Source organism: Gordonia sp. G4 (assembly GCF_057770005.1).
On the sequence record NZ_CM173442.1, the window covers coordinates 371,336 to 393,628 of the forward strand.

The window sequence follows — 22,293 nt, forward strand, 5'->3', positions numbered from 1 at the left end:
GAGATCTCCAGGACAGAGAACCATGCCCACCACAACATCTTTCGGGTCCCCGCTGCGCCGGATCAGACGCGCCATCGCCGTCCTCTCGGCAGGCGTCGCATTCGCGGCGGTGGCCGCGTGCGGTTCCGACGACGCATCGTCGGCGCAGCGCGACGTCATCGACACGCTCCGGATCGGGGTCATCGGCTCGAGCAATGTCATCTCGGGTCCCGTCGGCTTCGCCCACAGCCGCGGGGAACTCATCGAGGCCTTCGCCCCGCTGGGCGTCAACAAGGTCGAGGTCTTCAGCTTCCCGAACGGACCCGATCTCAATCAGGCGCTCATCGGCGGACGTCTCGACGTCGCGAGCTACGGTGACACGCCCGCGCTCGTCGCCCGTGGCTCGGGTCTACAGACCCGCCTGCTGTCGATCAACCAGTTCGACAACGATGCGGGTGTGGTGGCCAAGGACCCGTCGATCCGGTCGCTGGCCGACCTGGCCGGCAAGAACATCGGCGTGCCGAAGGGCTCCTACATCGACCGCTATCTCCAAGGCGCGCTGGCCGAACGGGGTATCACCGCGAACCTGATCCATTTGTATCCGGCCGATCAGGAGGCTCCGCTGAACTCCGGTGAGATCGACGCAGCGGCGCTGCCGGGCGTCATCCCGTCGGTGGCACTGCAGACCTTCGAGGGCAAGGGGTTCCACCTGGTCGACTCGGTGTACCGGGACCATCCCGACCTCGCGGGCACCAGCGTGACGGTGAGCAGTGACCAGTTCCTCGAGAAAAACCCGGATTTCGCGGCGACCTGGCAGCAACTGCACGCGTCGTCGGTCCGCTATGCGAAGGCGAACTGGGAGGAATACCTGCGCTTCGAACTCGGCAACTCCAAGGCGCCCGAAGCCGCGGTCCGTGCCGCGGCCAACCCGGAGGGGTACTCCGAGGAGCCGTTCCCGGCCCGCGCCGTCGACTTGCTCACCGGTACCAAGGCATTCCTCGTCGAACAGGGCAGCATCGAAGACGACTTCGAACTCGACTCCTGGCTGCAGCGGCCCTCGACCGGACCGAACCCGTGACCGGCCCCCGATTCGGTGTGTGGGCCAATGTCTACGGCACGTGGGCCTCGGCGCACCATCCCGACGACCCGGTCGACGCGTCCTGGGAACGCAACCTGGCACTGGTCCGGCGCGCGGAGGAACTCGGGTACCACAGCACGCTGATCGCCCAGCACGTGATCAATCCGTTCTCGTCGGAATGGGATCAGCTCGAGACATGGACCTCGGCAGCCGCACTCGCGGCGTCGACGTCCACGATCGAACTGATCGCCGCCATCAAGCCGCTTCTGTTCCATCCGGTGGTGCTGGCCAAACAGGCCGCCAACATCGAGGAGATCTCGGCCGGCCGGCTGTCCCTGAACGTCGTCAACGCGTGGTTCCGTCCAGAGCTCGAGAAGGCCGGGATCGCGTTCCCCGAGCACGACGACCGCTACGGGTACGGGGCCGAATGGCTCGGGATCGTCCGCGGGCTGCTCAACGGGGAGAAGGTCTCCCACGCCGGGCGGTACTTCACCGTCGACGACTACGAGATCAACCCCACCGGCCGCTTCCGGTCCCGTCCGCAGATCTACGTCGGCGGTGAATCCGATCAGGCCCGCGATCTGGTGGCGGCGCAGGGCGACGTGTGGTTCATCAACGGGCAACCGATCGAGCGGGTCCGAGAACTCATCGCCGATGTCGGCCGGCGCGAACGGACCGGCCCGCCGGTCCGTTACGGACTGTCGGCCTTCGTCATCGCCCGTGACGACGCCGAGTCCGCTCAGCGCGAGCTCGATCACCACTGGAAGCTCAACGAACTCGATCAGCCCGTCCTGGCGAACATCGCCGGCGGGGCCGACGAGAAGGCGGTGATGTTCCAGACGTTCGCGCGCTACCCCGCGATCGGCACGAACGGCGGTACCGCGGCCGGACTCGTCGGGTCCTACGACGAGGTGGCCGATCGGATCGCGGACTTCCACCGGGCCGGGATCGAGACATTCATGCTGCAGTTCCAGCCCTTCGAGGTCGAGATGGAACGCTTTGCCGCAGAGGTGATCCCGCGCGTCCACGAGCGTCTGGGAGCGGTTGTCACCGTGTCGGGAGGCTGACCCTTCGAGGCTCGTCGCTTGCGCTCCTCGCACCTCAGGGAGCGGGGGGAGGCCGCACCGCTCCTCGCACCTCAGGGAGCGGGGGCAGGCCGCACCGCTCCGCGCACCTCAGGGAGCGGGGGCAGGCCGCACCGCTCCGCGCACCTCAGGGAGCGGAGGCAGGCCGCACCGCTCCTCGCACCTCAGGGAGCGGGGGGAGGCCGCACCGCTCCTCGCACCTCAGGGAGCAACGGTTCCTAGATCAACGAACGCAGGCCGGACTCAGAGTCGAACCGAGAATCAGGCGGCGGGGAGGCACGCAGGAACTCGTCCGTGGCCTGCCGGATGCTGCCCGAGATGGCGTGTCCGACATGGCTACCGGAGTACCAGTGGACCTGCCCGCCCCAGTGTCGGTGTAGCTGTTGGGCGGCGGACACCGAGGTGACCCGATCGTTGAGCGCCGCGACCACCATCCGGCGTTCGGGCGTCGGGATGGGTTGCACCGCCAGCGGATTGATCACCGACGAGACCGCGCGAACCGGGTCGCTGCGCATCAGCGACGCGAGGTGACGCCCCTTGGACCCGCCGCGTTCCATGTGGTGGGCGAGGGTGGCGTGCATCTCCAGCATCGGGACGACGGCCAGGACCGAGCTGATCCGGGGATCCATCGAGGCGACCATCGCCGCGATCGGACCGCCGAGCGACGTACCCGCGATCGCGATGTCGGCCGGCTCCTGGCCCTCGATCCAGGTGATGAGCGAGCGGATCTCGGCGATCGCCCGGATGGTGATGACGGTGTTGACCAGCGGGTCGAAACCCGGGTAGGCGACCTTCTCCACCCGCCGCGAGCCGTGCGCCGGCAGGACGGGGAACACCACGTCGTAGCCGAGCTTGTTGTACAGGTTGGCAGCGCGGAACGCATAGAGATCGTCGGCGCGCCCCTGGGCCGCCCCGTGCACCCAGATCAACCAGCGACGGCCGGTTCGTCGTCGCGAGAGCACGCGGACCGAGGCGATCCCGTCGGCGTAGGGGTCGGCGGCGGCGATGGACTCCGGGAGAGGAACGGCGACCGAGTAGTCGATGTGATCGAACGAGGTCGTCCCGAAGGTCTTCCGATCACGGGACACGATGCCGGGCGGCCCGGGGTCGAGGTGGATTCCCGACGGCCCCAGCGCGGCCAGTTCCTCGGCGACGCCGGCGCATCGTTGCACGCACTGTTCCACGAACTCGATCGGCGGGATGTCCCGGATCACCGAGTTGATCGCGATGAACAGCTCGTCGACGGCGGTCTCCCCGACCATGCGCGGACCGCATTCCGCCGGTGGCACTCCCGCCGCCGGGTCGCCGCGACCGGCCGCACGCGAACTGCCGATCGCGCGTGGCAGCACTTTCGCGAACAGTCCCAGTCGCGCTGCGCCGGACTCCCAGTCGATCAACTCGCCTCCCGCGCCAGCACGGCATCGTCGGTGTCCTCGGTCGGCCGCCCGAGCGCGTCGGCGGCTTCGACGGCCGCGTCGGCCACCCGCCGCAGGAACCGGGCCGGGTCGGGCATGGACTCCGGCGTCGCGATGAGCCCCATGCTGAGTTTTCCGGCGTAGCTGTACGTGGTGAGGTTGACGTCGGCGGGTGCGATCGCCAGGGCGAACGAGATCCAGTCGACGACCTCGATGTCCCCGACCCACCGAGTGGTGCGCGGACCGGGCATGTTGGCCGTGGTGATGTTGTTCATCACGAACGGCGCGCGGTGCGCGGCCAGACCGCGGAAAGCCGGTCCGAGGCGGCCGGTGTAGGTGGCCAGTGCGTCGGTCAGTTCGAACCCGACCTCGCGCCGACATCGCACGGTGGCGGCGCAGCTCTCCCCGGTGGCGGCGATCCGCTCGACCGGATCGGCCAGGTCCGACCTCAGATACGCCATCGCCGTGGCGATCTCGTTGCCGTGGACGCGCGTCGAGGCCAGGTCCCGGCACACTCCGAAGATGGACACCGCGACGCCCGGCTCCTCACCGCGGGCGATCAGTTCCGCCCGGATCGCCCCCGCGATGACGCCGTGCAGTGCCCCGTTCACGGTGGTGCCGGTGGCGAGCGCGAGCCGCTGGACGGCGGCGAGCGGGATGTCACCGGACGCGCAGACGCGTTCGGCGCCGCTGCGCGCGTTGAAACTCGTCCGGCGGACGGTCAGTGGTTTCGGGATGAGTTCGGCGTGACCCGCCTTGCGTTTTGCCGAGAACGCGCGCGCCAGGGCCGACGCCGCGGCCGGGAGATCGCGGACCATTCGCCAGGATTCCGCACGCGCCGCGCGTGCGAGCTCCCGCTCGTCGTGCTCGACCCGGGTCCGGTCGATCGGCGCACGACAGACCCGCTCGTCCGGTCCGGCGGTGGCGGCCATGAAGGTGTTGAGTGCGGCCAGACCGTCGGCGACGGCATGGTGGACACGTACGACGACCGCCTGCCGACCGCCGGCGAGACCGTGGACGAGCGTCAGTCCCCACAGCGGCCGGCGACGGTCGAGTTGCCGGACCGCGAGTTCGGAGAGGATCTCGTCGAGCTCGGCACGTCCCCCCGGGGCGGCGACCCATCGCTCGTCCAGGTGCCGGGTCACGTCGAAGTCGTTGTCGCGCACCCAGAAGGGACGGGCACGGTGTCCGCGCGCCCACGCGAGACGCTGGGTTGCGCGCGGGAACATCCCGAGGTGGTCGGGCAGGACGTCGGCGAGCTCGGCGAGGTCGAGGGGTCGTCCGCGCCGCGCGGTGTCGAGAATCGCGACCTTCAGCGTGTGCATCGGATTCGACGCCGACTCCATGTTGAGCATCAGCGCATCGGGTCCGGACATCCGTTCGGCGTCCGCACCACCGGCGGATCGGTCGATCTGCTGGACGGAGTTCATGTGTCAGCTCACCTTCCGTTCGGTCGAGGGTCCGGCGCCGAGTTCGCGCTTGAGAATCTTCCCGGTGGCGTTGCGCGGCAGTTCGTCGAGGAAGTACACGTCGCGCGGGACCTTGAACCCGGCCAACTGGTCGCGCACGTGTTCTCGGATGTCGTCGGCACCGATCTGGGCTCGCGGCGCACGCACCACGTGGGCGACGAGTCGCTGACCGAACCTGTCGTCGTCGACACCGGTCACCGCGACCTCGAGTACCTCGTCGAGCGCGTCGATGGCCTGCTCGACCTCGAGCGGATAGACGTTCTCCCCGCCGGACACGATCATCTCGTCGTCCCGGCCGACGACGAAGAGAAGCCCGTTCTCGTCGAAGCGGCCGACGTCGCCCGACACCATGTGCCCGTCGCTGAAAGCCTTGGTGTCCGAGCTGGTGTAACCGTCGAATCCCGAATTGTTCGCGACCACGATGCGGCCGACCTCGCCGACGGGCACTTCCCGGTCGTCGTCGTCGAGGATGCGGACGCTGGTACCGGTGAGCGGTCGCCCGGCCGTGTCCGGCGCGACGCGCAGATCGGCCGGGGTCGCGGTGGTGATGAGGCCGGCCTCGGTGGCGTTGTAGCTGTTGTAGACCACGTCGCCGTATCGATCGAGGAACGCGACGAGCGCATCGGAGCGCATCCGCGACCCGCTCGCGGTGACAAAGCGCAGTGTCGGCATCGGATGGTCGTCGAGGACCTCGTCGGGAAGATCGGTGATGCGTTCGAGCATCACCGGCACCACCGCGAGTCCGGTGGCCCTGTGGTCGCGGACCAGCTCGAGTGTCGCCTCCGGATCGAACCGACGCCGCATGATCATCGTGCACGACATCGTCGCCGCGATGGCCACCTGTCCGAAGCCCCACGCGTGGAACGCCGGCGCGGCTATCACGATCGATTCGCCTGCGCACCAGGGAATCCTGTCCAGCATGGCGGCGAGGGAGGCGACGTCGGTGCTTCCGCCGCGACGGGCGCCCTTGGGCATCCCGGTGGTCCCCGAGGTCAGCAACACGATACGTCCGGCGCGTGGGGGCCGGCCGGGTCGCGAGCCGCTGTTCGCGTCGATCAGGCCGTCGACGGTCGCGCCCCGGGGCGACGGGTCGCCCTCCGTCCACGCGTGGATCAGCCGCATGCTCGGGAGGCGTTGCGCCGCAGGCGCGACGACCGCATCGAACTCCTCGTCGGCGATGAGCACGTCGGCGTGCTCGCGTTCGAGTACATCGGCGAGCTGAGGTGCGGCGAAGCCGGTGTTGAGGAGCACCGCGTCGGCGCCGAGCCGCGACGTCGCGGCGAGGGCCTCGACGAGGCCGCGGTGGTTGCGGCAGAGGATGGCGACGGTCGCGACGGATGTGCCGGCAGCGTCGCGCAATCCGACGGCGAGCGCATCGCAGCGGGCGTCGAGTTCACGCCAGGTGAGCTGACCCGCCTCGTCGATGAGCGCGATGCCGTCGGGATCGCGCGCCGCGGCGAGGCCGATACCGCTCACCGGCGACGCACCGCCGTGCCGACGCAGGTTGAGCCCCATGCGGATATATCGGTCGACCCTGAGCGAGCCGAGGAATCCACTGCGGATCAGGGTGCGAACGAGCCACAACGCGGTGGTGACGCGATCGCGGAGTTGCGAGATCATCGTCGTCTCCTCGTGGTCAGCCCAGAACCGGGAACCGGCGGGCGCGGGCGAGGTCGTCGAGAGCGTGTTGCATCCGTTTGCGCACCATCTGATCGACCTCGTCGTGTTCGGGGTTGTTGCCGAACTCGGCGGTGATGTCGATCGGGTCGAGGACCTCCGTCACGAGCTTCGACGGCAGCGGGATATTCGGCGGGAGGTGGGCGGTCAGGCCGAACGGGAAGCCGAATGCGAACGGCGCGGTGTCGGTGCGCAGGAGTTTGTCGAGACGGAGGAAACGCGCCAGCGTGTCGCCGCGATTGAGGAACAGCTGCGTCTCCTGGCCGCCGATGGTGACGATGGGGACGATCGGGACGCCCGCCTCGAGCGCCGTGCGGATGTAACCGGTTCGACCGTGGAAGTCGATGGTCGCGCTCTGGCTGCTCGGCCGCAGCGCCTCCCACTCCCCGCCGGGGAACACGATCGTCGCGGCACCCGACCGCAGCGCGGCGACCGCGTTCTTGGGATGGGCGGGGAGGAAGCCGACCTTGCCGAAGATCTGCTTGCCTGATCCGGTGAAGATGAGGTCGTGGGCGAGGGTGTAGAGCGGACGGTCGGCACCGAACTCGTCGGCAAAGGCCACGCTGATGACCGGGACATCGAACGCCAGCAATCCGCCGGAGTGGTTCGACACCAGGAGCGCGCCGCCGTCGGGCACCTTGTCCATGCCCCGGACCTCGGAGCGGAAATAGGTCTTCGCCACGAGTTTCAGGACGGGCAGCACCCGCTTCACCCAGGTCTCGTCGCGTGCGGTGAGGTCGAAGGTCTTCGCGCTCATCGGTCACATCTCCTGTGGATCGCTTGTGCGGTTCGATCGGATCACCGCTCGATCGGCTGGAGCACGACGTCCGACCCGGGGTCGATGTCCTCGAAACCGCAAAATGAGAACACGTTCTAGTGGTTGAATTAGAACACGTTCTAATTTGCGTCGCCACTGTTCGTTACCTATGCCACAACTGACTGATCGGTAGCCACATGGAGTTCACCCTGGAGGACATCTCCGAAGACGAGGTCGCGCGTCGCCGCGCGGTCTACACCCCTCTCACCGACACCGTTCGGGATCTGGTCGACGCGGTGATCCGCACCGAGGTGGCCGATGAGGACCTCGACGAGGCACGACGGCGGATCGCCGAGGTGGTGGCCGACCTGCGGAGTCGCCAGATGGACGGCGCGTTCGGGGTGCGACACACGCGCGAGAACACCGGGATGGCCTGGGGAAACGCGGTGATCGGGGTGCGCAACGCGCTGGCCCCGCCGCTCGACGTCGTCCACGTCGACGACGGCGTGCGCAGCGCCTTCACCCTCGGGGCGGCCTACGAGGGACCGCCCGGCCAGGTCCACGGCGGTGTGTGCGCGATGGTCCTCGACCACGTCCTGGGGAATGCGGCCAGCGTCGAGGGCCCCTGCTACACCGGGACCCTCACCGTCCGGTACGGGCGGCCGACTCCCCTCGGCGCGCTGGTCGCGCGGGCGTGGGTGACCGAGCGGAACGGACGCAAGCGCATCGTCCGCGGCACGATCTCCGATGCGCAGGGGGTGACCTGCGAGGCCGAGGGCGTGTTCATCGTGCCCCGCGCGGCGGACGACGTCCCGTCCGTCCGCTGGTCGGCGGGCTGATGCGCGCCGCGGTGACCGGCCCAGGAGAGTTCGGCGCAGGCCGATTCCTCGTCGCCGACCTACCGGACCCGACGCCGGGCCCCGGCGAGCTCGTCCTGCGCGTGGCGGCGAACGGCATCTGCGGTTCCGACCTGTCCACCGCGCCGTTGCTCCCGCACGGGACGATCATGGGTCACGAATTCGCCGGCGAGGTCGTCGGCGTCGGGCCGGCAGACCCAGACGACGCCGGCCGGGGCCGCGCCGATCCGGCGCACTCCTTCCGGGTCGGCGATACCGTGGCCGCCATGCCGGTGATCGGATGCCACCGGTGCCGCGCCTGTCTCACCGGTGACGTCGCGCGATGCAGGTCGGCGCGCACCCTGGGACTCGGTGTCCTCCCGGGCGGGCTGGCCGAGTACGTCCTGGTCGGGGCGGCCGAGAGCGTTCTTCTCGAGGGCATCGATCCGGTCGACGGCGCCCTGGTCGAACCACTGGCCGTGGGACTGCACGCGGTCACCCGCGCGTCCGTCCGTCCCGGGGACCGGGTGCTGGTGCTGGGCGCGGGTCCGGTCGGTCTCGCCGCGCTGCACTGGTTGTCGCGCGGCGTGGCCACCGACCTGGTCTGTTCGGACCCGTCCCCGGGCAGGCGTGCGGCGGCACTCGATCTCGGTGCGTCCGCGGTGTGCATCCCCGACGAACTCCTTGCGCACGTCGGACCGGGCTTCGACGTCGTCATCGAATGCGTGGGCAAGCCGGGCATGATCGCCGCCGCCCTGGACGCGGTCGCCACCCACGGCACCATCGTCATCGCGGGCGTCTGCTTGAGCGACGACTCGTTCATGCCGGTGGCCGGGGTCGTGAAAGAGACCACGATGCACTTCGTCTCCTACTACACCGCGAGCGAATTCCGCACCGCGGCAGCCGAGTTGAGCAAGGGCGCGATCGGATTGTCGGCGCTGGTCAGCGAGATCGTCGGGCTCGACGAGGCCGACCGCGTCTTCCGCGAACTCTCCGTGCCCAACGACCACCGAAAGGTGCTCATCTCACCGACGGTGTCGTCCGCCGGCTGAGGTGGCACTCGCGGCCGGCGGCGCACCCGGCGTACGGTCTCTGGGGTGAACAGTGCCGTTCCCGTGACCCCCGAGCCGTTCAGTACCGACGAGGCGCAGCGGGTGCGCGCGATCTGGTCAGAGCTGGACCTGCCCGGCATCATCGACGTCCACACCCACTTCATGCCGCGTCCGGTCATGGACAAGGTCTGGGCCTACTTCGACTCGGTCGGGCCGCTGGTGGGACGCGAGTGGCCGATCACCTACCGCGCCGACGAGGACGTCCGGGTGGCCACGCTGCGCGAGTTCGGGGTGCGGGCCTACTCGTCGCTGGTGTACCCCCACAAGCCGAACATGGCCGAGTGGCTGAACGGCTGGGCGCACGACTTCGCCGCCGGCCATGACGACTGCCTGCACACCGCGACCTTCTATCCGGAGGAGTCCGCCCACACCTACGTCTCCCGCGCCATCCAGGCGGGAACCCGGGTGTTCAAGTGCCACATCCAGGTCGGCGACTTCTCCCCCGCCGATTCGCTCCTCGACGGCGTGTGGTCCCAGATCGCCGATTCGCAGGTCCCCGTCATCATCCACTGCGGGTCGGGGCCCGCGCCCGGCACCTTCACCGGCCCCGAGCCGATCCGCGAACTCCTGCACCGGTTCCCGTCGTTGCCGCTGATCGTCGCGCACATGGGGATGCCCGAGTACACCGCGTTCCTCGACCTCGCGCTGGAGTACCCGAATGTGCACCTGGACACCACGATGGCGTTCACCGACTTCGCCGAGGAAGACGCCCCGTTCCCGGCGGACTACCTGCCGCGTCTGGCCGACGCCGGCGAGAAGATCCTCTTCGGCAGCGATTTCCCGAACATCCCCTACGGCTACACCCATGCGCTCGAGGCGATCATCCGCCTCGACCTCGGTGCCGACTGGCTCCGAGACGTGTTCTACCGCAACGGCTCCAGGCTCTTCGGGATCGGCTGAGCCAGCGGTCGGCGAGACCCCCGTCGACAAGAACCCCGGCTACAGGACCTGGGACAGGAAAGTCCGCAACCGGTCGGACTTCGCGTCGTCGAAGACCTGTTCCGGCCGGCCGGTCTCCACGACGGCTCCGTGGTCCATGAACAGCACGTTGTCGGAGACGTTGCGGGCGAAACCCATCTCGTGGGTGACGACCACCATGGTCATCCCCTCGGTGGCCAGATCCGCCATGAGCGAGAGGACTCCCTTGACGAGTTCGGGGTCCAGCGCGGAGGTCGCCTCGTCGAAGAACATGACCTCCGGAGTCATGGCGAGCGCTCGCGCGATCGCCACCCGCTGCTGCTGACCGCCGGAGAGTCGTGCCGGACGCACGTCGGCCTTGTTGGTGAGCCCGACGATCTCGAGTTGCCGGAGAGCGACCTCGCGGGCCTCGTCCTTGCTCAGCCCCTTCAGCTTTCGCGGTCCGAGCGCGACGTTGTCGACGACGGTCTTGTGCGGGAACAGATTGAACTGCTGGAACACCATGCCGATCCGCCGCCGGAGCTCGTCCGGGTTGTCCTTGAGGACGGACCGTCCGTCGAGCAGGATGTCTCCCTGATCGGGTTCGTACAACCGGTTCAGCACACGCAGCAGGGTCGACTTACCCGACCCCGACGGCCCGATGACGGTCGTGGTGGTGCCGGCGTCGACCTGGATGTCGACACCCCGCAACACGTGCTGTTTGCCGAACGACAGGTGGAGATCGGTACCGGTCAACGAGACGGCTTCCCGGACGACGGCGGCATTCGGGGACGGTGACTCGGACTTGCTGAGATCGGGCACGGGCCTATCCCTTCTCGACGACGGTCGGGGGCAGCGGGTCGTCCTGGACCTCGGCGGGCCGTCCGGTGCGCAGACGCCGGTCGATGTAGTTGACCAGGTGTGTCAACGGGATCGTCAGGATGAGGTACATGATTCCCGCGGCGACGAGCGGCGAGAGGTTGCCCGTCTGCGCGTTCAGGTCTCGGCCGACCGCGAACAGCTCCCGCTGGCTGGCCAGCAGCCCGAGGAAGTACACCAGCGAGCTGTCCTTGATCAGGCTGATGAACTGGTTCATCAACGCCGGGAGCACCCGCCGGACGCCCTGCGGGACGACGACGAGCCGCATCGACTCCCGGTAGCTGAAGCCGATGGCACGCGAGGCCTCGAGCTGCCCGTCGTCGACGCTCTGGATTCCCGACCGGAAGATCTCGCCGATGTAGGCCGCGGCGAGCAGGGCGAGCGCGACCGCGCCGAGCCAGTACGGGTTGTTGCCGGTGATGCCCTTGACCACCGGACCCACACCGAGACCGACGATCAGGATGACGACGACCGCGGGCAGCCCGCGGAAGATGTCGGTGTAGACCCGCGCCGGCCAGCGCAGCCACCGCGACCGCGAGATCCCGCAGATCGCCAGGATCATGCCCAGGATGGTGCCGAGCACTCCCGAGACCAGCGACAGGATCAGGGTGTTGACGAGACCGGTCTTGATCAGCTCGGGGAACGATTCCTTGTAGAGGTCCCAGTTGAAGAAGGTGTCGCCGAGTTGCTGCAGGGTGCTCTTGGGCGCGGTCTCCTCCGCCGGGCCGGCCTTCTCGGCATTCTCGGCCGCGATGGCGGCGATGTCGGGCAGGTCCGGGGCGGGCGCGGCCTTGCTGCCGGGCTTCCATCCCTCGGGCAGCTCGCGGGGCACCCAGTCAACGTAGAGATCGGCGTACGTGCCGTCGGCGATGATGGCGTCGAGTCCGGAGTTGAGGGCCTCGGTGAGCCGCGGCTTGTTCTTGCCCACGGCCCAGGCGACGAAGTTGTTCACGCTGAAGGTGTTCTCGACGATCGCGGTGCCGTCGCCCTCGCGGACCGCCCCCTCCGCCTGCTGCGACGGAGCGACCCAGGCGTCGACCTGGCCACTCTTCAGATTGGCGTACGCGGTGGCGTAGTCCGGGAACTTCACCGGGTCGAGACCCAGGGTGTTGACGACGTAGTCGTCCTGGACGGTGCCCTGCACGACAGCGATCCGCGTCGAGTCGGAGAGGTCGCCGAATCCCTTGATCGGGCCGGCGGTCGGCGCGACGAGGGAGAAGTACCCGAAGTCGTAGCCGTTGGTGAAGTCGACGGTCTTGCGGCGGTCGTCGGTGGTGGTGATCGACGACGATCCGACGTCGAAACGGTTGTTGGCCACCTGCGACAGAAGACCCGCGAACTCGGTGCCGTTGAACTCGACCTGCAGACCAAGCTTCGCGGCGACGGCCTTGAGGAGTTCGTTGTCGAAGCCGGTGAAGTCGCCCGCACTGTTCACACAGATGCTCGGCCCGGCATCGGACAGGGTGCCGACGGAGATCTTGCCGGGCGACAGCAGCTCCAGCTGACCGACGTCGATCTGGTCGAGCGGCGTGGTCGACTCGGTGGTGTAGCGGTCTTCACCCCCCTGATCTGCGGCAGCGAGGTTGACCGGCGCCGCCGACGCCGACGCGAGTCCGGCCGGCGCACAGCTGTCGGCCGGGGCGGCCTGCGCACGGGGCGCCGGTCCGCCGAGGATGGTCAACAGGCCGACGATGGCGGCCGTCAGGGCCAGCGCTACGACGCGAACAGCGCGCGGCGCGGCCCCGTGGGCGCGATGGGATCGGTGGTTGGACACCGTGTCGACACTATCCGGACGCACGAGAGGTGTCCCAAATTTTTGCTCGCCGGTGGGTTTAATCCCGCGGAGCTGCGCGTTCTCGCCGACCGGCACCGAACTACGAGCCCGGGACGCGGCGCCCGCCGGTACAACGCGTCACCGTCCCCGACCGACCGTGCGCGCCTACGTGAATTGTCTGTGTGAATTCTCGATTTGCTTGTCGGCTTCTGATGGCCGTGCTACCAATGATACAGGGAAACGGGATTTGTAACATCAATTCTCGACCGCGTCGGAATCGCGCATGTTGCGATTCATCAGACGATTGTCTCGCTCTCCCGACGGCCGTTGACGTGCTGTTACGCCGCGGCTTCCATCCTCCGTCGAGTTCGAAACGAAAGCTGGAAAAACCATGCTGTCAGCAATCTTCTACGCAATCGAGGCCTTCGACAACCTGCTCTGGGACATCGCGGAAACAATCGTCACCGGAAGCGACGAAGCCGCCGGGTCGTAGATTCCTCCGCCACCCGAAATGGTTCAGCAGTAGGTATCGCCAGGCGATACCTACTGCTGAACCTGTATGCAGGCCGGGGGTTCAGCCTCGGGCGGCGATACGCGCCTGGACCTCGGGGCGCCGGAGCGGGGGCACTGTCTTCGGCGGCTGACGACGCTCCGGCAGGACGTCGAGGAGTGTGCGCGTGGCAGCGGTGACCGCGGTGACCGCCGCCTCGAACGCCTCGGCGTTCGCCGCCGACGGGTGGCGGACCCCGCTCACCTTGCGCACGTACTGCCGAGCGGCCGCCTCGATCTCGTCCCCCGTCGCCGGCGGTTCCAGTCCACGGAGTTCGGTGATGTTGCGGCACATGGCAGATCCCTTCGGTCGGATGCTCGTGAGGGTCGCCGCCGGGACCGCACTCAGGTGGGGACCTCAGTCACCGATCTTGACGACCGCTTTGCCCAGGATCCGCCCTTCGGCGAGATCGGTCAACGCCTCGGGCAGCTGATCGAGCGTATAAGTCACGTTCACCTGGGGTTCCAGGCCGTCGGCGATCATCTGCGACAGCTCCTCGTGCAGCTTCGCGGGCAGATTCAGCTCCGGGTGGGTGCGCACGTATTCGCCCCACGCGGCACCGACGACCGCGATGTTGCGGAACAGGACCCGGTTGAGTTTGACGGTCGGGATACCGCCCGCCGCGAAGCCCACCACGACGTACCGGCCGTCGGGCGCCACCTGCCGCAGCGCCTCGTCGAACACCTCGCCACCCGACGGGTCGATCATGACGTCGACGCCCCTGGGGACGATCTCCTTGAGCTTGGTGCCCCATCCCTCCTCGAGCTGCACGATCTCGTCGGCCCCGGCACTGCGCAGGAGTTCCTCGGCGCCCTTGCGGTGCACGATGGCGATGACCCTCGCGCCCATCGCCTTGGCGACCATGATCGACGCGGTCCCGACACCGCCGGCGGCGCCGAGCACGCCCACGACCTCACCCGGCTGGGTGTGTGCCCGCGTCTTGAGCGCGAACAGCGCGGTCTGATAGTTGATCCCCATCGCCGAACCCTGCTCGAAGGTCAGCCCTTCGGGGAGCGGGAGGAGCTGTTCGGGTGCGGCCGCGACCTGCTCGGCGAATCCGCCGACGATCGACGCCACGAGGACCTTGTCCCCGACCGCGACCGACGACCCCTCGGGTGCCGAGCGCACCACGCCGGCGACCTCGGTGCCGGGGGTGAACGGGGTCGGGACGCGCAGCTGGTACTTGCCCTGACTCATCAGCACGTCGGGGAAGCACACGCCGCACGACTTCACGTCGACGATCACCTGACCGTCGGCCGGCGTGGGGTCGGGGACGTCGGTCAACTCGAGTCCGGAGGGTCCTGTCTCTGCGGTGAGCACCTGAGCTTTCATACGGCTCACCCTACGCGGCGACCCTCACACACCCGATAGGATCTGGTGCCATGTCACAACCCGCGGCACCGTCGCCCAACGCACCCTCCACCGACCGCCTCCGCGTCGCCGACGAGGCACCCGGATTCATGCCGCTCGACGAGGCCCAGACACTCTTCGAGATCGCCGGAGAGTATCTCTCGCAACCCGATTCGACGAAGGTCGGCGTGGAGATCGGAACGTACTGCGGGAAGTCGACCGTCTTCCTCGGTTCGGCCGGCGAGGCGCACGACGCCGTCATCGTGACGGTCGACCATCACCGCGGCTCCGAGGAACACCAGCCCGGCTGGGAGTATCACGACGAGTCCCTGGTCGACGCGCACACCGGAACACTCGACACGTCGGCACGGTTCCGCCGCACCATGTTCGACGCCGGGCTCGAGAACACCGTCGTCGGACTGCTCGCGCCGTCGGCTGTCGCCGCGAAGATCTGGGGCCGCCCGGCCGACTTCGTCTTCATCGACGGCGGGCACAGCATGGAGGCGGCGCAGACCGACCTCGACGGCTGGGCGCCGTGGGTGCGGATCGGCGGCGCGCTGCTCATCCACGACGTCTTCCCCGACCCGGCCGACGGCGGTCGGCCACCGTATGAGATCTATTGCCAGGCGCTGGAAACCGGGCAGTTCACGGAAGTTCGCGCCGAAGGCTCGTTGCGTGTCCTCCGCCGCGACTCGGGCGAGGTCGGCGCGCCACTGGCACCGAAGGTCTGACACCTCGGCGAGCAGAGGGGCGCGGTACTACCCCTCCCCGGCCAGCGCGCGCACCTTGCCGAGCACGTCGGGGTAGCGCTTAAGGTGCGCACCACCGTTGACGTCGAAGGCGGCACCGGTGATCCAGCGCGCCTTGTCCGAGGCGAGAAACGTTATCGTGTCGGCGATCTCGGCCGGTTCCCCGCTCCTGCCCAGCGGGGTGTTGTCGAGATAGTCCTCGGTGAGGCCCGGCACGAAGCCGATGCCCTCGGTCAACGGCGTCATGACCAGTCCCGGCGACACCGCATTGACCCGCACCCGACGATCCGCGAGCTCGAGGGCGGCCACTTCGACGAGCATCAGCACACCGGCTTTCGACGCGCAGTACGCCCCCATGCCCGCGCCCGGCTGACGCCCGTTGAGCGACGCGACACAGATGATCGACCCGCCGTCGGCGATCCGGCGTCCGGCATGCTTGATCACGAGGAACGTGCCGGTGAGGCAGGTGTCGACGGTGTTGCGCCACGCATCGAGTTCGAGTTCGGTCAGTGCACCAGGATTCGACAGACCGGCGCAGTTCACCACGGTGTCGAACTCGCCGGCATCGGCGAAAGTCGCTGCGACCGAAGCCTCGTCGGTCACGTCGAGGTGCACCGCCGCCACCCCGTCGCGCGCGGCCGCGACCTGGTCGGCACGTTCGGTGTCGCGGTCGGCCACGATCACCTGCACACCTTGCTCGACGAACGCGTCGACCGTGGCGAGACCGATGCCGGAGGCACCCCCGATCACGATCGCCCGGCTCATCGCGTCCCGGTCCCCACGACCTCGGACCTCGACACCAGATGCCTGGTCAGGAAGCCGATCTCGTGTGCGACGCATGGTTCGAAGTAATTGTTGCCCGCAAAGACGTCGAAGTGGTCGCACGGGTAGTGGCGAACCTCGGCGCGCGCCTTGAACGCGGTCTTCGACGCCGCGTGCGGCGGTGCGGCGGAGTCGAAGTCGGCGATCTGGAAGAGCACCGGGGCATGGACACGGGTGGCGTACTTGTCGACCCGGAACGATCCGATCTCGAGCCCGACCGACGCGTCGACCTCGTTACGCCACGACGGCCCGGCGATGGCGCGATAACTCTCCAGGAACCCGGGCGCGGTCAGCGCGGCACCCATGTCGCCGGGTTCGCCGACGACCCGCATCATCTTGGGCGCGCGGCCGAGCCGCCGCGCCACCGAACTGGCCACCGCGGTGGCGGTGGATCGGGCGATGGCCGCCCCACCGACCTGCGCATAAGCGACACGACCGGCCGCAAGACCGTTGACCAGCGGGACCACCGCGATGACCGCGGCCACGTCGGTGCGATCGGCGGCGACGGTGAGCGCGTGCCCGCCGGACTGGGACACACCCCAGAGGATGATCCGCTCGGGGTCCACTCCCGGCTGCTCGCTGGCCGTGGTGACCGCCGCGCGATAGTCGTCGGCCTGGCGTTCCAGTGAGATCTGTTGTCGCGGATCACCTCCGGACAATCCGAAACCGCGGTAGTCGAACGCGAGGACCGCCAGACCGGCGGCCGCGAAACGCTGTGCGTACGGGGCCAGGCCCGAGTCCTTCGTCCCGGCGAAGCCGTGTGCCATGACGACGACGGGGCGCTTGCCGTCGATCTCGAATGCCGACGACTCCGCGCCCGGGAAGAACCAGGCATCGCATTCGGCGTCGGTCGAGCGGAAACGTACGGTGGTCGCGCCGTCGGGGGTGCTCATGCGGAGACTCCCTTCGTGACCAGGTCCGCGGTGATCCCCGCCCAGGTCGGCGGCCCCTGCTGCCGGGCACGGCGGATGCCGGCCGGGATCTCCTTGGTCCGCATGTTGTGTTCGTAGAGATAGTGATCGAGCTGCTGTGTGTGTCGCGGCCGGTCGAGCATGTGCCCCGTGTAGTACTGCATGTCCGCCTCGATCGTCTGTCGCATCTCCGGCACCGAGGGAAGCCGGTAGTGTCCCGTCGCGTAGGCCCCGATCAGCCGCGCCTGGCACTCCACGAACGGGAACAGGGTCGGAACCGCCTGTGCGAACCCGGCGAAGACGAGGTCATCGATCCCCGGGTAGAACATCCGCTTGTAGAGGTCGATCCGGTTGTCGGGCGCACTGATGAAGTCCGGGTCGAAGAACGGGAACGTGATGTTGTACCCCGTCGCGTAGATGATGATGTCGAAGTCGTCGGCCGTCCCGTCGTCGAAATGGACCGTGGACCCGTCGAATCGACTGATGTTGGGTTTGGGGATGACATCGCCCGACCCCAGGCGTAGCGGCAGTTCCACCGACTGGGTCGGATGCGCCTCGAAGAACTTGTGATTCGGCGTCGGCAGGCCGTAATCCTCTGGGCGGCCCGCGGTCACCGGCTGCATGACCTGGACGAACTTCCGCTGCCAGGACGTGGGCAGGTACGGCGTCGACCGGTAGTACTTGTCCGCCGGTTTGCCGCCGAAGTACTTCGGCACGATCCACGCACCCGACCGTGTGGAGAGGGTCAGCTTGTTGTCCAGCGCCTTCGACGACAGTTCGACGGCGATGTCGGCCGCGCTGTTGCCCAGCCCGACCACCAGGATGCGCTTGCCCGTGAAGTCGTGCGGGGTACGCGGATCGATGTAGTGGTGGGCATGCATCTCGATGCCGTCGAAGTCGCCGGGGAAGTCGGGCCACCGCGGATCCCAGTGATGACCGTTCGCCACCACCAGCAGGTCGAACCGTCGACGTTCGCCGTGCTGGGTCTCCAGTTCCCAACCGCCGCCGTCCAACCGGGTCGCGTGCTCGATCCCGTTGGTGAACTCGATCGACGAGTACAGATCGAAGGCCTCGGCGTACGAATCGAGATACGCCTTCACCTGGGTGTGGTGCGGGAAGTCGGGGTAGTCGTCGGGCATCGGGAAATCCCGGAACGACAACTGATGCTTCGAGGTGTCGATGTGCAGCGACCGGTAGGCGCTGCTGTGACCGTTCGGGTTCCCGAACGCCCAGTTGCCGCCCACCCTGTCCGAACTCTCGAAACAGGTGTACGGGACGCCGTAGTCGGTGAGCATCTTCCCGGCGGTCAGCCCGCTGATTCCGGCGCCGATGATCGCGGTTGTTGGTAAAGGCACACTGCCCCCTCGATGGACCCGCTGTGGTCACGATGTGGATGTAGACACAATCTGATTTGTGTCTACACGATGGGACGTATCGTGTACACAGAATCCGCGAACTGTCTACGACGTATCTGCTTCCCACCCCGAGCGGACACCCGGACACACGGCGCGCGACGACCCCGAACGCAGGAGATGCCGGTGACCGAAGCCTCGACCACGACGGTCCACGAGCGGTTGCTCGACGCCACGCAGAAGTTGCTCGCGGACAAGGGCATCCGGGCGACCACCATGCAACAGGTCGCGGAGTCGGCGGGCGTGTCCCGCGCGTGGCTGTATCGGCACTATCCGGACAAACCGTCCATGATCGGCGCGACGATCGTCCGCCTGACCGAATCGTTCTGGCGCGACGCCCGTGCCGAGCTCGATGCCATCGGCGACCTGGCCGGCCAGCTCACCGCCGGGGTGCGTATCGGTCGAGGCGCCTACGACGACCCGGGCACGCTGCTGTTGAGGCTCCGCACCGAGGAGCCGACCGAGTTCGCCGAATGCGCGGGCGTCGGCGTCGTCAAACTGATCCCCGACCTCGCGGCGTTCTGGCTCCCCTTCGTCGAGCAGGCCGTCGACCGGGGCGAGATACACCCCGCGCACGATCTGCGCGAGGTGTCCGAATGGGTTGCGCGCGTGCTGATCAGCCTCGGCACCTCGCCCGGAGAGGCACTCGACATCGACGACGCCGGGCAGATCCGGCGTCACCTGGACCTCTTCGTCATGCCGGCGCTGTCCACACATCCGCGTGATCGAACGGCCGGCGCCCACCGGCCACCCCTGGCCTGAGTGACGCCGATCACCTAGACTGGTGTCCAGTCAACCGTCCGGATCGTGCGGACGACCGAACGACGCCGTCGGAGGGCCACATGGATTTCGGGATCGTGCAGTTCACCAGTGACCGGGGGCTCAAGCCCCATGTCCTGGCTCCGCTCATCGAGGATGCGGGGTTCGCGTCGTACTACGTCCCCGAACACGGACACATTCCGACGCGACGCGACGCCGCACACCCCCGCACCGGCGACGAGACCCTTCCCGACGAGCGCTACATGCGCACCCTGGACCCCTGGACGTCACTCGCCGCCGCCGCAGCCGTGACCGAACGCATCCGGCTCGCCACCGCGGTGGCGCTGCCGGTGCAGTCCGACCCCATCACTCTCGCCAAGACCATCGCGACGCTCGATCACATCTCCGACGGAAGAGTCACTCTCGGTGTCGGATTCGGCTGGAATCTCGACGAACTCGCCGACCACGACGTGCCGCCGAAGCGGCGGCGGACCATGCTCCGTGAATACCTCGAGGCGATGACCGCTCTCTGGACGCAGGAAGAGGCCGAGTTCGCCGGCGAGTTCGTGAACTTCGGCCCCAGCTGGGCGTGGCCCAAGTCGACCCAGTCGCACATCCCGGTGCAGGTGGGCGCGGCGGGCAACGAGAAGAACTTCAAGTGGATCGCGCGCAGTGCCGATGGGTGGATCACGACCCCCGGCGAGGAGGACATCGAGGGATCGGTGTCCCTGCTCAAGCAGATCTGGTCCGACGCCGGCCGCGACGGCGAGCCCGAGATCGTCGTCCTCGACTTCCGGCCGGTCCCCGAGAAGTTCGAGAAGTGGCGCGAGATCGGGGTCACGACAGTGCTGTACGGCCTGCCCGACGACTCGGTCGAGCGCGCGACCGGATACCTCGCGAAGCTGGCCGGCAAGCTGGGCATCGAGCCCGCGGTCGTCTAGGCCCCATGCTCCCTTCTGCTAGCCTGGTTCCGTTCTGACACGGGGTGCTCCGCGACCGCGGGGCTGAGATGAGACCCGAGAACCTGTCCAGGTAATGCTGGCGAAGGGATGTCATGTCTTTGCGTACGCTTTTGTCCGATACCGGCCGCTTCACCGATCAGCTGTGGGACCACACCTCCGGCCTGAGGGCGGCGATCGACGATCTCGAGTTCCTGCGCCGCCTCGGGGACGGGACGTTGCCCCTGGAGGTGTTCCGCACCTACCTGGAACAGGATTCCCTGTACCTGGCCGGGTACTCGAGAGCACTCGCGATCCTGGCGTCGAAGTCGCCGGATCCGCAGACCGCGGCGTTCTGGGCGAATTCGTCGGCAACCGCGGCCGCCGTCGAGGTCACCCTGCACGGCGACCTGCTCGAGGGAGGCCAGTTGCCGCCGCGGCAGGGTGAACCCGAGCCGTCGACCGCCTGCCTCGGGTACGTGTCCTATCTGATCGCCACCGCCGCGACCGAGTCGTACGCGGTCGGCGCGGCCGCCGCACTGCCCTGCTTCTGGATCTACGCCGATGTCGGCCGAGGACTTGCCGCGAGCGCCGCCGCGGTTCTCGCCGCCGACCCGAACCATCCCTACGCACAGTGGGTGACCACCTACGACGCCCCGGAGTTCCAGGAGTCCGCCGCTCGGGCAAGGGAATTGGTGGATGCGGCGGCGGCGTCCGCCGGCGCGGAGGAGCAGGCCGCGATGACCGCTGCGTTCACCGTCGCCACCCGGTACGAGCTCATGTTCTGGGACACCGCGTTGCACCCCTACGCATGGCCCGCCGCATGATCGGCCGCGTGCACCGCATCCTCGCCGGGTTCGTCGTCGCGATCGCGGTGTTGTCGACAGCCACCGCGTGCGGGTCGGACTCCGCCTCCGACGACACCATCCGATTCGCGCTCGACTGGACCCCGAACACCAACCACACGGGACTGTTCGTGGCGCAACAGCGCGGCTTCTTCGCCGAGTCCGGACTGGACGTCGAGATACTGCCCTACAACAACACCGCCGTCGACACCGTGGTGGACGCGGGGAACGCCCAGTTCGGGATCAGCACCCACAACTCGTCCACCTTCTCCCGGGCCTCGGGCGCGCACACGATCTCCGTGCTCGCGCCGCTGCAGCGATGGGCGACGGGTATCGGGGTTCGGGCCGGTCGTGACGACATCGCGAGCCCGAAGGACCTCGACGGCAGGACATATGCCGGGTTCGGCGACCCCGGCGAGGAAGAGACCCTCAAGCAGGTGATCCGGAACGACGGCGGCACAGGAGATTTCACGTCGGTGACCCTCGGCACCTCCGCGTACGAGGCCGTCTACTCGGGGCGGGCGGACTTCACCGTCTCCTACCTCGCCTGGGAGGGCATCGAGGCCGAGCATCACGGAACCCCGATGAAGTACTTCGACTACACCGACTTCGGATTCCCGGAGGCCTACGCGATCGTCGTCGACGCCAACGAGGACTGGCTGGCGGAGAATCCGGAGCGTGCGGCGAAGTTCGTACGGGCGCTGCAACGCGGCTACCAGGCCGCGGCGGAGGACCCGGACGCGGCCGCACGCGACCTCATCGAGGCCAACCCCGGCGCGTTCAACGACGAACAGCTGGTGATCGAGAGCCAGCGGATGCTCGCCGACCGGTACATGAAGGATGCCGACGGCAAGGTCGGCACGCAAACGCTGGAACAATGGGCCGGCAACTCCGGATTCCTCTACCGCAGTGGACTTCTCACCGGTCCGGACGGCGCTCCGCTCACGGCCGAACCGGACTGGTCGACCTACTTCACCAATGAGTACCTGGGCTGAGTGC

21 protein-coding genes and 1 riboswitch are annotated in these 22,293 nt (G+C 68.1%); of the genes, 10 read left to right on the forward strand and 11 right to left on the reverse strand.

Annotation, left to right across the window (positions count from 1 at the left end):
* Positions 1 to 22 precede the first annotated feature (22 nt).
* Both AC3B5T_RS01475 and AC3B5T_RS01480 read left to right on the forward strand, forming a co-directional pair.
* Positions 23 to 1,057, forward strand: a complete 1,035-nt coding sequence (locus tag AC3B5T_RS01475; RefSeq protein WP_010840543.1) for an ABC transporter substrate-binding protein — start codon at positions 23 to 25, stop codon at positions 1,055 to 1,057.
* A complete protein-coding gene (locus AC3B5T_RS01480; RefSeq protein WP_010840544.1) occupies positions 1,054 to 2,124 on the forward strand; it encodes an LLM class flavin-dependent oxidoreductase in 1,071 nt (356 codons plus the stop codon). The genes AC3B5T_RS01475 and AC3B5T_RS01480 overlap by 4 nt, the downstream gene beginning before the upstream one ends.
* A gap of 236 nt (positions 2,125 to 2,360) precedes the next feature.
* Here AC3B5T_RS01480 and AC3B5T_RS01485 read toward each other — a convergent pair whose 3' ends face one another.
* The 4 genes from AC3B5T_RS01485 to AC3B5T_RS01500 are packed head-to-tail and all read right to left on the reverse strand — an operon-like array spanning position 2,361 to position 7,460.
* On the reverse strand, positions 2,361 to 3,539 hold the full coding sequence (locus tag AC3B5T_RS01485) for an alpha/beta hydrolase family protein (protein ID WP_488358140.1): 1,179 nt from the start codon (positions 3,537 to 3,539) through the stop codon (positions 2,361 to 2,363).
* Positions 3,536 to 4,987, reverse strand: a complete 1,452-nt coding sequence (locus tag AC3B5T_RS01490) for a wax ester/triacylglycerol synthase domain-containing protein (RefSeq protein ID WP_488358141.1) — start codon at positions 4,985 to 4,987, stop codon at positions 3,536 to 3,538. Before AC3B5T_RS01490 ends, AC3B5T_RS01485 begins: the two co-directional genes overlap by 4 nt.
* A gap of 3 nt (positions 4,988 to 4,990) precedes the next feature.
* The gene (locus AC3B5T_RS01495) at positions 4,991 to 6,646 is read right to left on the reverse strand and encodes an AMP-binding protein (protein WP_488358142.1); all 1,656 of its coding nucleotides are present in this window, start codon (positions 6,644 to 6,646) and stop codon (positions 4,991 to 4,993) included.
* Positions 6,647 to 6,662: 16 nt separating this feature from the next.
* Positions 6,663 to 7,460 carry a lysophospholipid acyltransferase family protein gene (locus AC3B5T_RS01500; RefSeq protein ID WP_010840548.1) on the reverse strand — a complete coding sequence of 266 codons (798 nt, stop codon included), beginning with the start codon at positions 7,458 to 7,460 and terminating at the stop codon, positions 6,663 to 6,665.
* A 197-nt stretch (positions 7,461 to 7,657) separates the two neighbouring features.
* Here AC3B5T_RS01500 and AC3B5T_RS01505 point away from each other — a divergent pair, with 197 nt between their 5' ends.
* Genes AC3B5T_RS01505 through AC3B5T_RS01515 form a run of 3 tightly spaced genes read left to right on the forward strand, consistent with a single transcriptional unit; the run spans position 7,658 to position 10,308 of the window.
* Entirely contained in the window at positions 7,658 to 8,299 is a 642-nt protein-coding gene (locus AC3B5T_RS01505; protein WP_010840549.1) for a PaaI family thioesterase, read from the forward strand.
* The gene (locus tag AC3B5T_RS01510; protein ID WP_488358143.1) at positions 8,299 to 9,348 is read left to right on the forward strand and encodes an alcohol dehydrogenase catalytic domain-containing protein; all 1,050 of its coding nucleotides are present in this window, start codon (positions 8,299 to 8,301) and stop codon (positions 9,346 to 9,348) included. Before AC3B5T_RS01505 ends, AC3B5T_RS01510 begins: the two co-directional genes overlap by 1 nt.
* Before the next feature lie 45 nt (positions 9,349 to 9,393).
* Positions 9,394 to 10,308, forward strand: a complete 915-nt coding sequence (locus tag AC3B5T_RS01515) for an amidohydrolase family protein (RefSeq protein ID WP_488358145.1) — start codon at positions 9,394 to 9,396, stop codon at positions 10,306 to 10,308.
* Positions 10,309 to 10,347: 39 nt separating this feature from the next.
* On the opposite strand, the gene AC3B5T_RS01520 is transcribed toward AC3B5T_RS01515, so the two are convergent.
* The 4 genes from AC3B5T_RS01520 to AC3B5T_RS01535 all read right to left on the reverse strand — a co-directional run bounded on the left by AC3B5T_RS01520 (position 10,348) and on the right by AC3B5T_RS01535 (position 14,840).
* Entirely contained in the window at positions 10,348 to 11,127 is a 780-nt protein-coding gene (locus tag AC3B5T_RS01520) for an amino acid ABC transporter ATP-binding protein (protein ID WP_014927924.1), read from the reverse strand.
* Between the two features lie 4 nt (positions 11,128 to 11,131).
* On the reverse strand, positions 11,132 to 12,958 hold the full coding sequence (locus AC3B5T_RS01525; protein WP_488358147.1) for an ABC transporter substrate-binding protein/permease: 1,827 nt from the start codon (positions 12,956 to 12,958) through the stop codon (positions 11,132 to 11,134).
* 574 nt (positions 12,959 to 13,532) lie between these two features.
* Entirely contained in the window at positions 13,533 to 13,802 is a 270-nt protein-coding gene (locus AC3B5T_RS01530) for a DUF2277 domain-containing protein (RefSeq protein WP_010840554.1), read from the reverse strand.
* Positions 13,803 to 13,865: 63 nt separating this feature from the next.
* A complete protein-coding gene (locus tag AC3B5T_RS01535) occupies positions 13,866 to 14,840 on the reverse strand; it encodes an NADPH:quinone oxidoreductase family protein (RefSeq protein WP_488358148.1) in 975 nt (324 codons plus the stop codon).
* Between the two features lie 50 nt (positions 14,841 to 14,890).
* Between AC3B5T_RS01535 and AC3B5T_RS01540 the strand changes: the two genes are divergently transcribed.
* Positions 14,891 to 15,589: a class I SAM-dependent methyltransferase gene (locus AC3B5T_RS01540; protein ID WP_010840556.1), complete on the forward strand. Its 699-nt coding sequence runs from the start codon at positions 14,891 to 14,893 to the stop codon at positions 15,587 to 15,589.
* A gap of 27 nt (positions 15,590 to 15,616) precedes the next feature.
* Here AC3B5T_RS01540 and AC3B5T_RS01545 read toward each other — a convergent pair whose 3' ends face one another.
* From AC3B5T_RS01545 to AC3B5T_RS01555, 3 genes are read right to left on the reverse strand one after another with little or no spacing between them, the layout of a single operon-like run.
* The gene (locus tag AC3B5T_RS01545) at positions 15,617 to 16,372 is read right to left on the reverse strand and encodes an SDR family NAD(P)-dependent oxidoreductase (protein ID WP_488358149.1); all 756 of its coding nucleotides are present in this window, start codon (positions 16,370 to 16,372) and stop codon (positions 15,617 to 15,619) included.
* Entirely contained in the window at positions 16,369 to 17,322 is a 954-nt protein-coding gene (locus tag AC3B5T_RS01550; RefSeq protein WP_488358150.1) for an alpha/beta hydrolase, read from the reverse strand. The genes AC3B5T_RS01545 and AC3B5T_RS01550 overlap by 4 nt, the downstream gene beginning before the upstream one ends.
* A complete protein-coding gene (locus AC3B5T_RS01555; protein WP_010840559.1) occupies positions 17,319 to 18,695 on the reverse strand; it encodes a flavin-containing monooxygenase in 1,377 nt (458 codons plus the stop codon). Before AC3B5T_RS01555 ends, AC3B5T_RS01550 begins: the two co-directional genes overlap by 4 nt.
* A gap of 177 nt (positions 18,696 to 18,872) precedes the next feature.
* Here AC3B5T_RS01555 and AC3B5T_RS01560 point away from each other — a divergent pair, with 177 nt between their 5' ends.
* From AC3B5T_RS01560 to AC3B5T_RS01575, 4 genes are all read left to right on the forward strand, one after another.
* Positions 18,873 to 19,514 carry a TetR/AcrR family transcriptional regulator gene (locus AC3B5T_RS01560; protein ID WP_010840560.1) on the forward strand — a complete coding sequence of 214 codons (642 nt, stop codon included), beginning with the start codon at positions 18,873 to 18,875 and terminating at the stop codon, positions 19,512 to 19,514.
* An 80-nt stretch (positions 19,515 to 19,594) separates the two neighbouring features.
* Positions 19,595 to 20,452, forward strand: coding sequence for an LLM class F420-dependent oxidoreductase (locus AC3B5T_RS01565; protein WP_010840561.1), 858 nt, complete (start codon positions 19,595 to 19,597; stop codon positions 20,450 to 20,452).
* A 30-nt stretch (positions 20,453 to 20,482) separates the two neighbouring features.
* Positions 20,483 to 20,578: riboswitch (TPP riboswitch) on the forward strand.
* A complete protein-coding gene (locus AC3B5T_RS01570; RefSeq protein ID WP_035716882.1) occupies positions 20,566 to 21,276 on the forward strand; it encodes a TenA family protein in 711 nt (236 codons plus the stop codon). Its footprint overlaps the riboswitch before it by 13 nt.
* Positions 21,261 to 22,289: an ABC transporter substrate-binding protein gene (locus AC3B5T_RS01575; protein ID WP_010840563.1), complete on the forward strand. Its 1,029-nt coding sequence runs from the start codon at positions 21,261 to 21,263 to the stop codon at positions 22,287 to 22,289. The genes AC3B5T_RS01570 and AC3B5T_RS01575 overlap by 16 nt, the downstream gene beginning before the upstream one ends.
* Positions 22,290 to 22,293 lie beyond the last annotated feature (4 nt).

Excerpts from the sequence above, each read along its gene's own strand:
- AC3B5T_RS01575 (WP_010840563.1), top strand. The coding sequence starts at position 21,261 with ATGGCCCGCCGCATGATCGGCCGCGTGCACCGCATCCTCGCCGGGTTC.
- AC3B5T_RS01540 (WP_010840556.1), top strand. The coding sequence starts at position 14,891 with ATGTCACAACCCGCGGCACCGTCGCCCAACGCACCCTCCACCGACCGC.
- AC3B5T_RS01490 (WP_488358141.1), bottom strand. The coding sequence starts at position 4,987 with ATGAACTCCGTCCAGCAGATCGACCGATCCGCCGGTGGTGCGGACGCC.
- AC3B5T_RS01560 (WP_010840560.1), top strand. The coding sequence starts at position 18,873 with ATGCCGGTGACCGAAGCCTCGACCACGACGGTCCACGAGCGGTTGCTC.
- AC3B5T_RS01535 (WP_488358148.1), bottom strand. The coding sequence starts at position 14,840 with ATGAAAGCTCAGGTGCTCACCGCAGAGACAGGACCCTCCGGACTCGAG.
- AC3B5T_RS01475 (WP_010840543.1), top strand. The coding sequence starts at position 23 with ATGCCCACCACAACATCTTTCGGGTCCCCGCTGCGCCGGATCAGACGC.
- AC3B5T_RS01550 (WP_488358150.1), bottom strand. The coding sequence starts at position 17,322 with ATGAGCACCCCCGACGGCGCGACCACCGTACGTTTCCGCTCGACCGAC.
- AC3B5T_RS01505 (WP_010840549.1), top strand. The coding sequence starts at position 7,658 with ATGGAGTTCACCCTGGAGGACATCTCCGAAGACGAGGTCGCGCGTCGC.
- AC3B5T_RS01565 (WP_010840561.1), top strand. The coding sequence starts at position 19,595 with ATGGATTTCGGGATCGTGCAGTTCACCAGTGACCGGGGGCTCAAGCCC.
- AC3B5T_RS01570 (WP_035716882.1), top strand. The coding sequence starts at position 20,566 with ATGTCTTTGCGTACGCTTTTGTCCGATACCGGCCGCTTCACCGATCAG.
- AC3B5T_RS01495 (WP_488358142.1), bottom strand. The coding sequence starts at position 6,646 with ATGATCTCGCAACTCCGCGATCGCGTCACCACCGCGTTGTGGCTCGTT.
- AC3B5T_RS01510 (WP_488358143.1), top strand. The coding sequence starts at position 8,299 with ATGCGCGCCGCGGTGACCGGCCCAGGAGAGTTCGGCGCAGGCCGATTC.
- AC3B5T_RS01530 (WP_010840554.1), bottom strand. The coding sequence starts at position 13,802 with ATGTGCCGCAACATCACCGAACTCCGTGGACTGGAACCGCCGGCGACG.
- AC3B5T_RS01500 (WP_010840548.1), bottom strand. The coding sequence starts at position 7,460 with ATGAGCGCGAAGACCTTCGACCTCACCGCACGCGACGAGACCTGGGTG.
- AC3B5T_RS01545 (WP_488358149.1), bottom strand. The coding sequence starts at position 16,372 with ATGAGCCGGGCGATCGTGATCGGGGGTGCCTCCGGCATCGGTCTCGCC.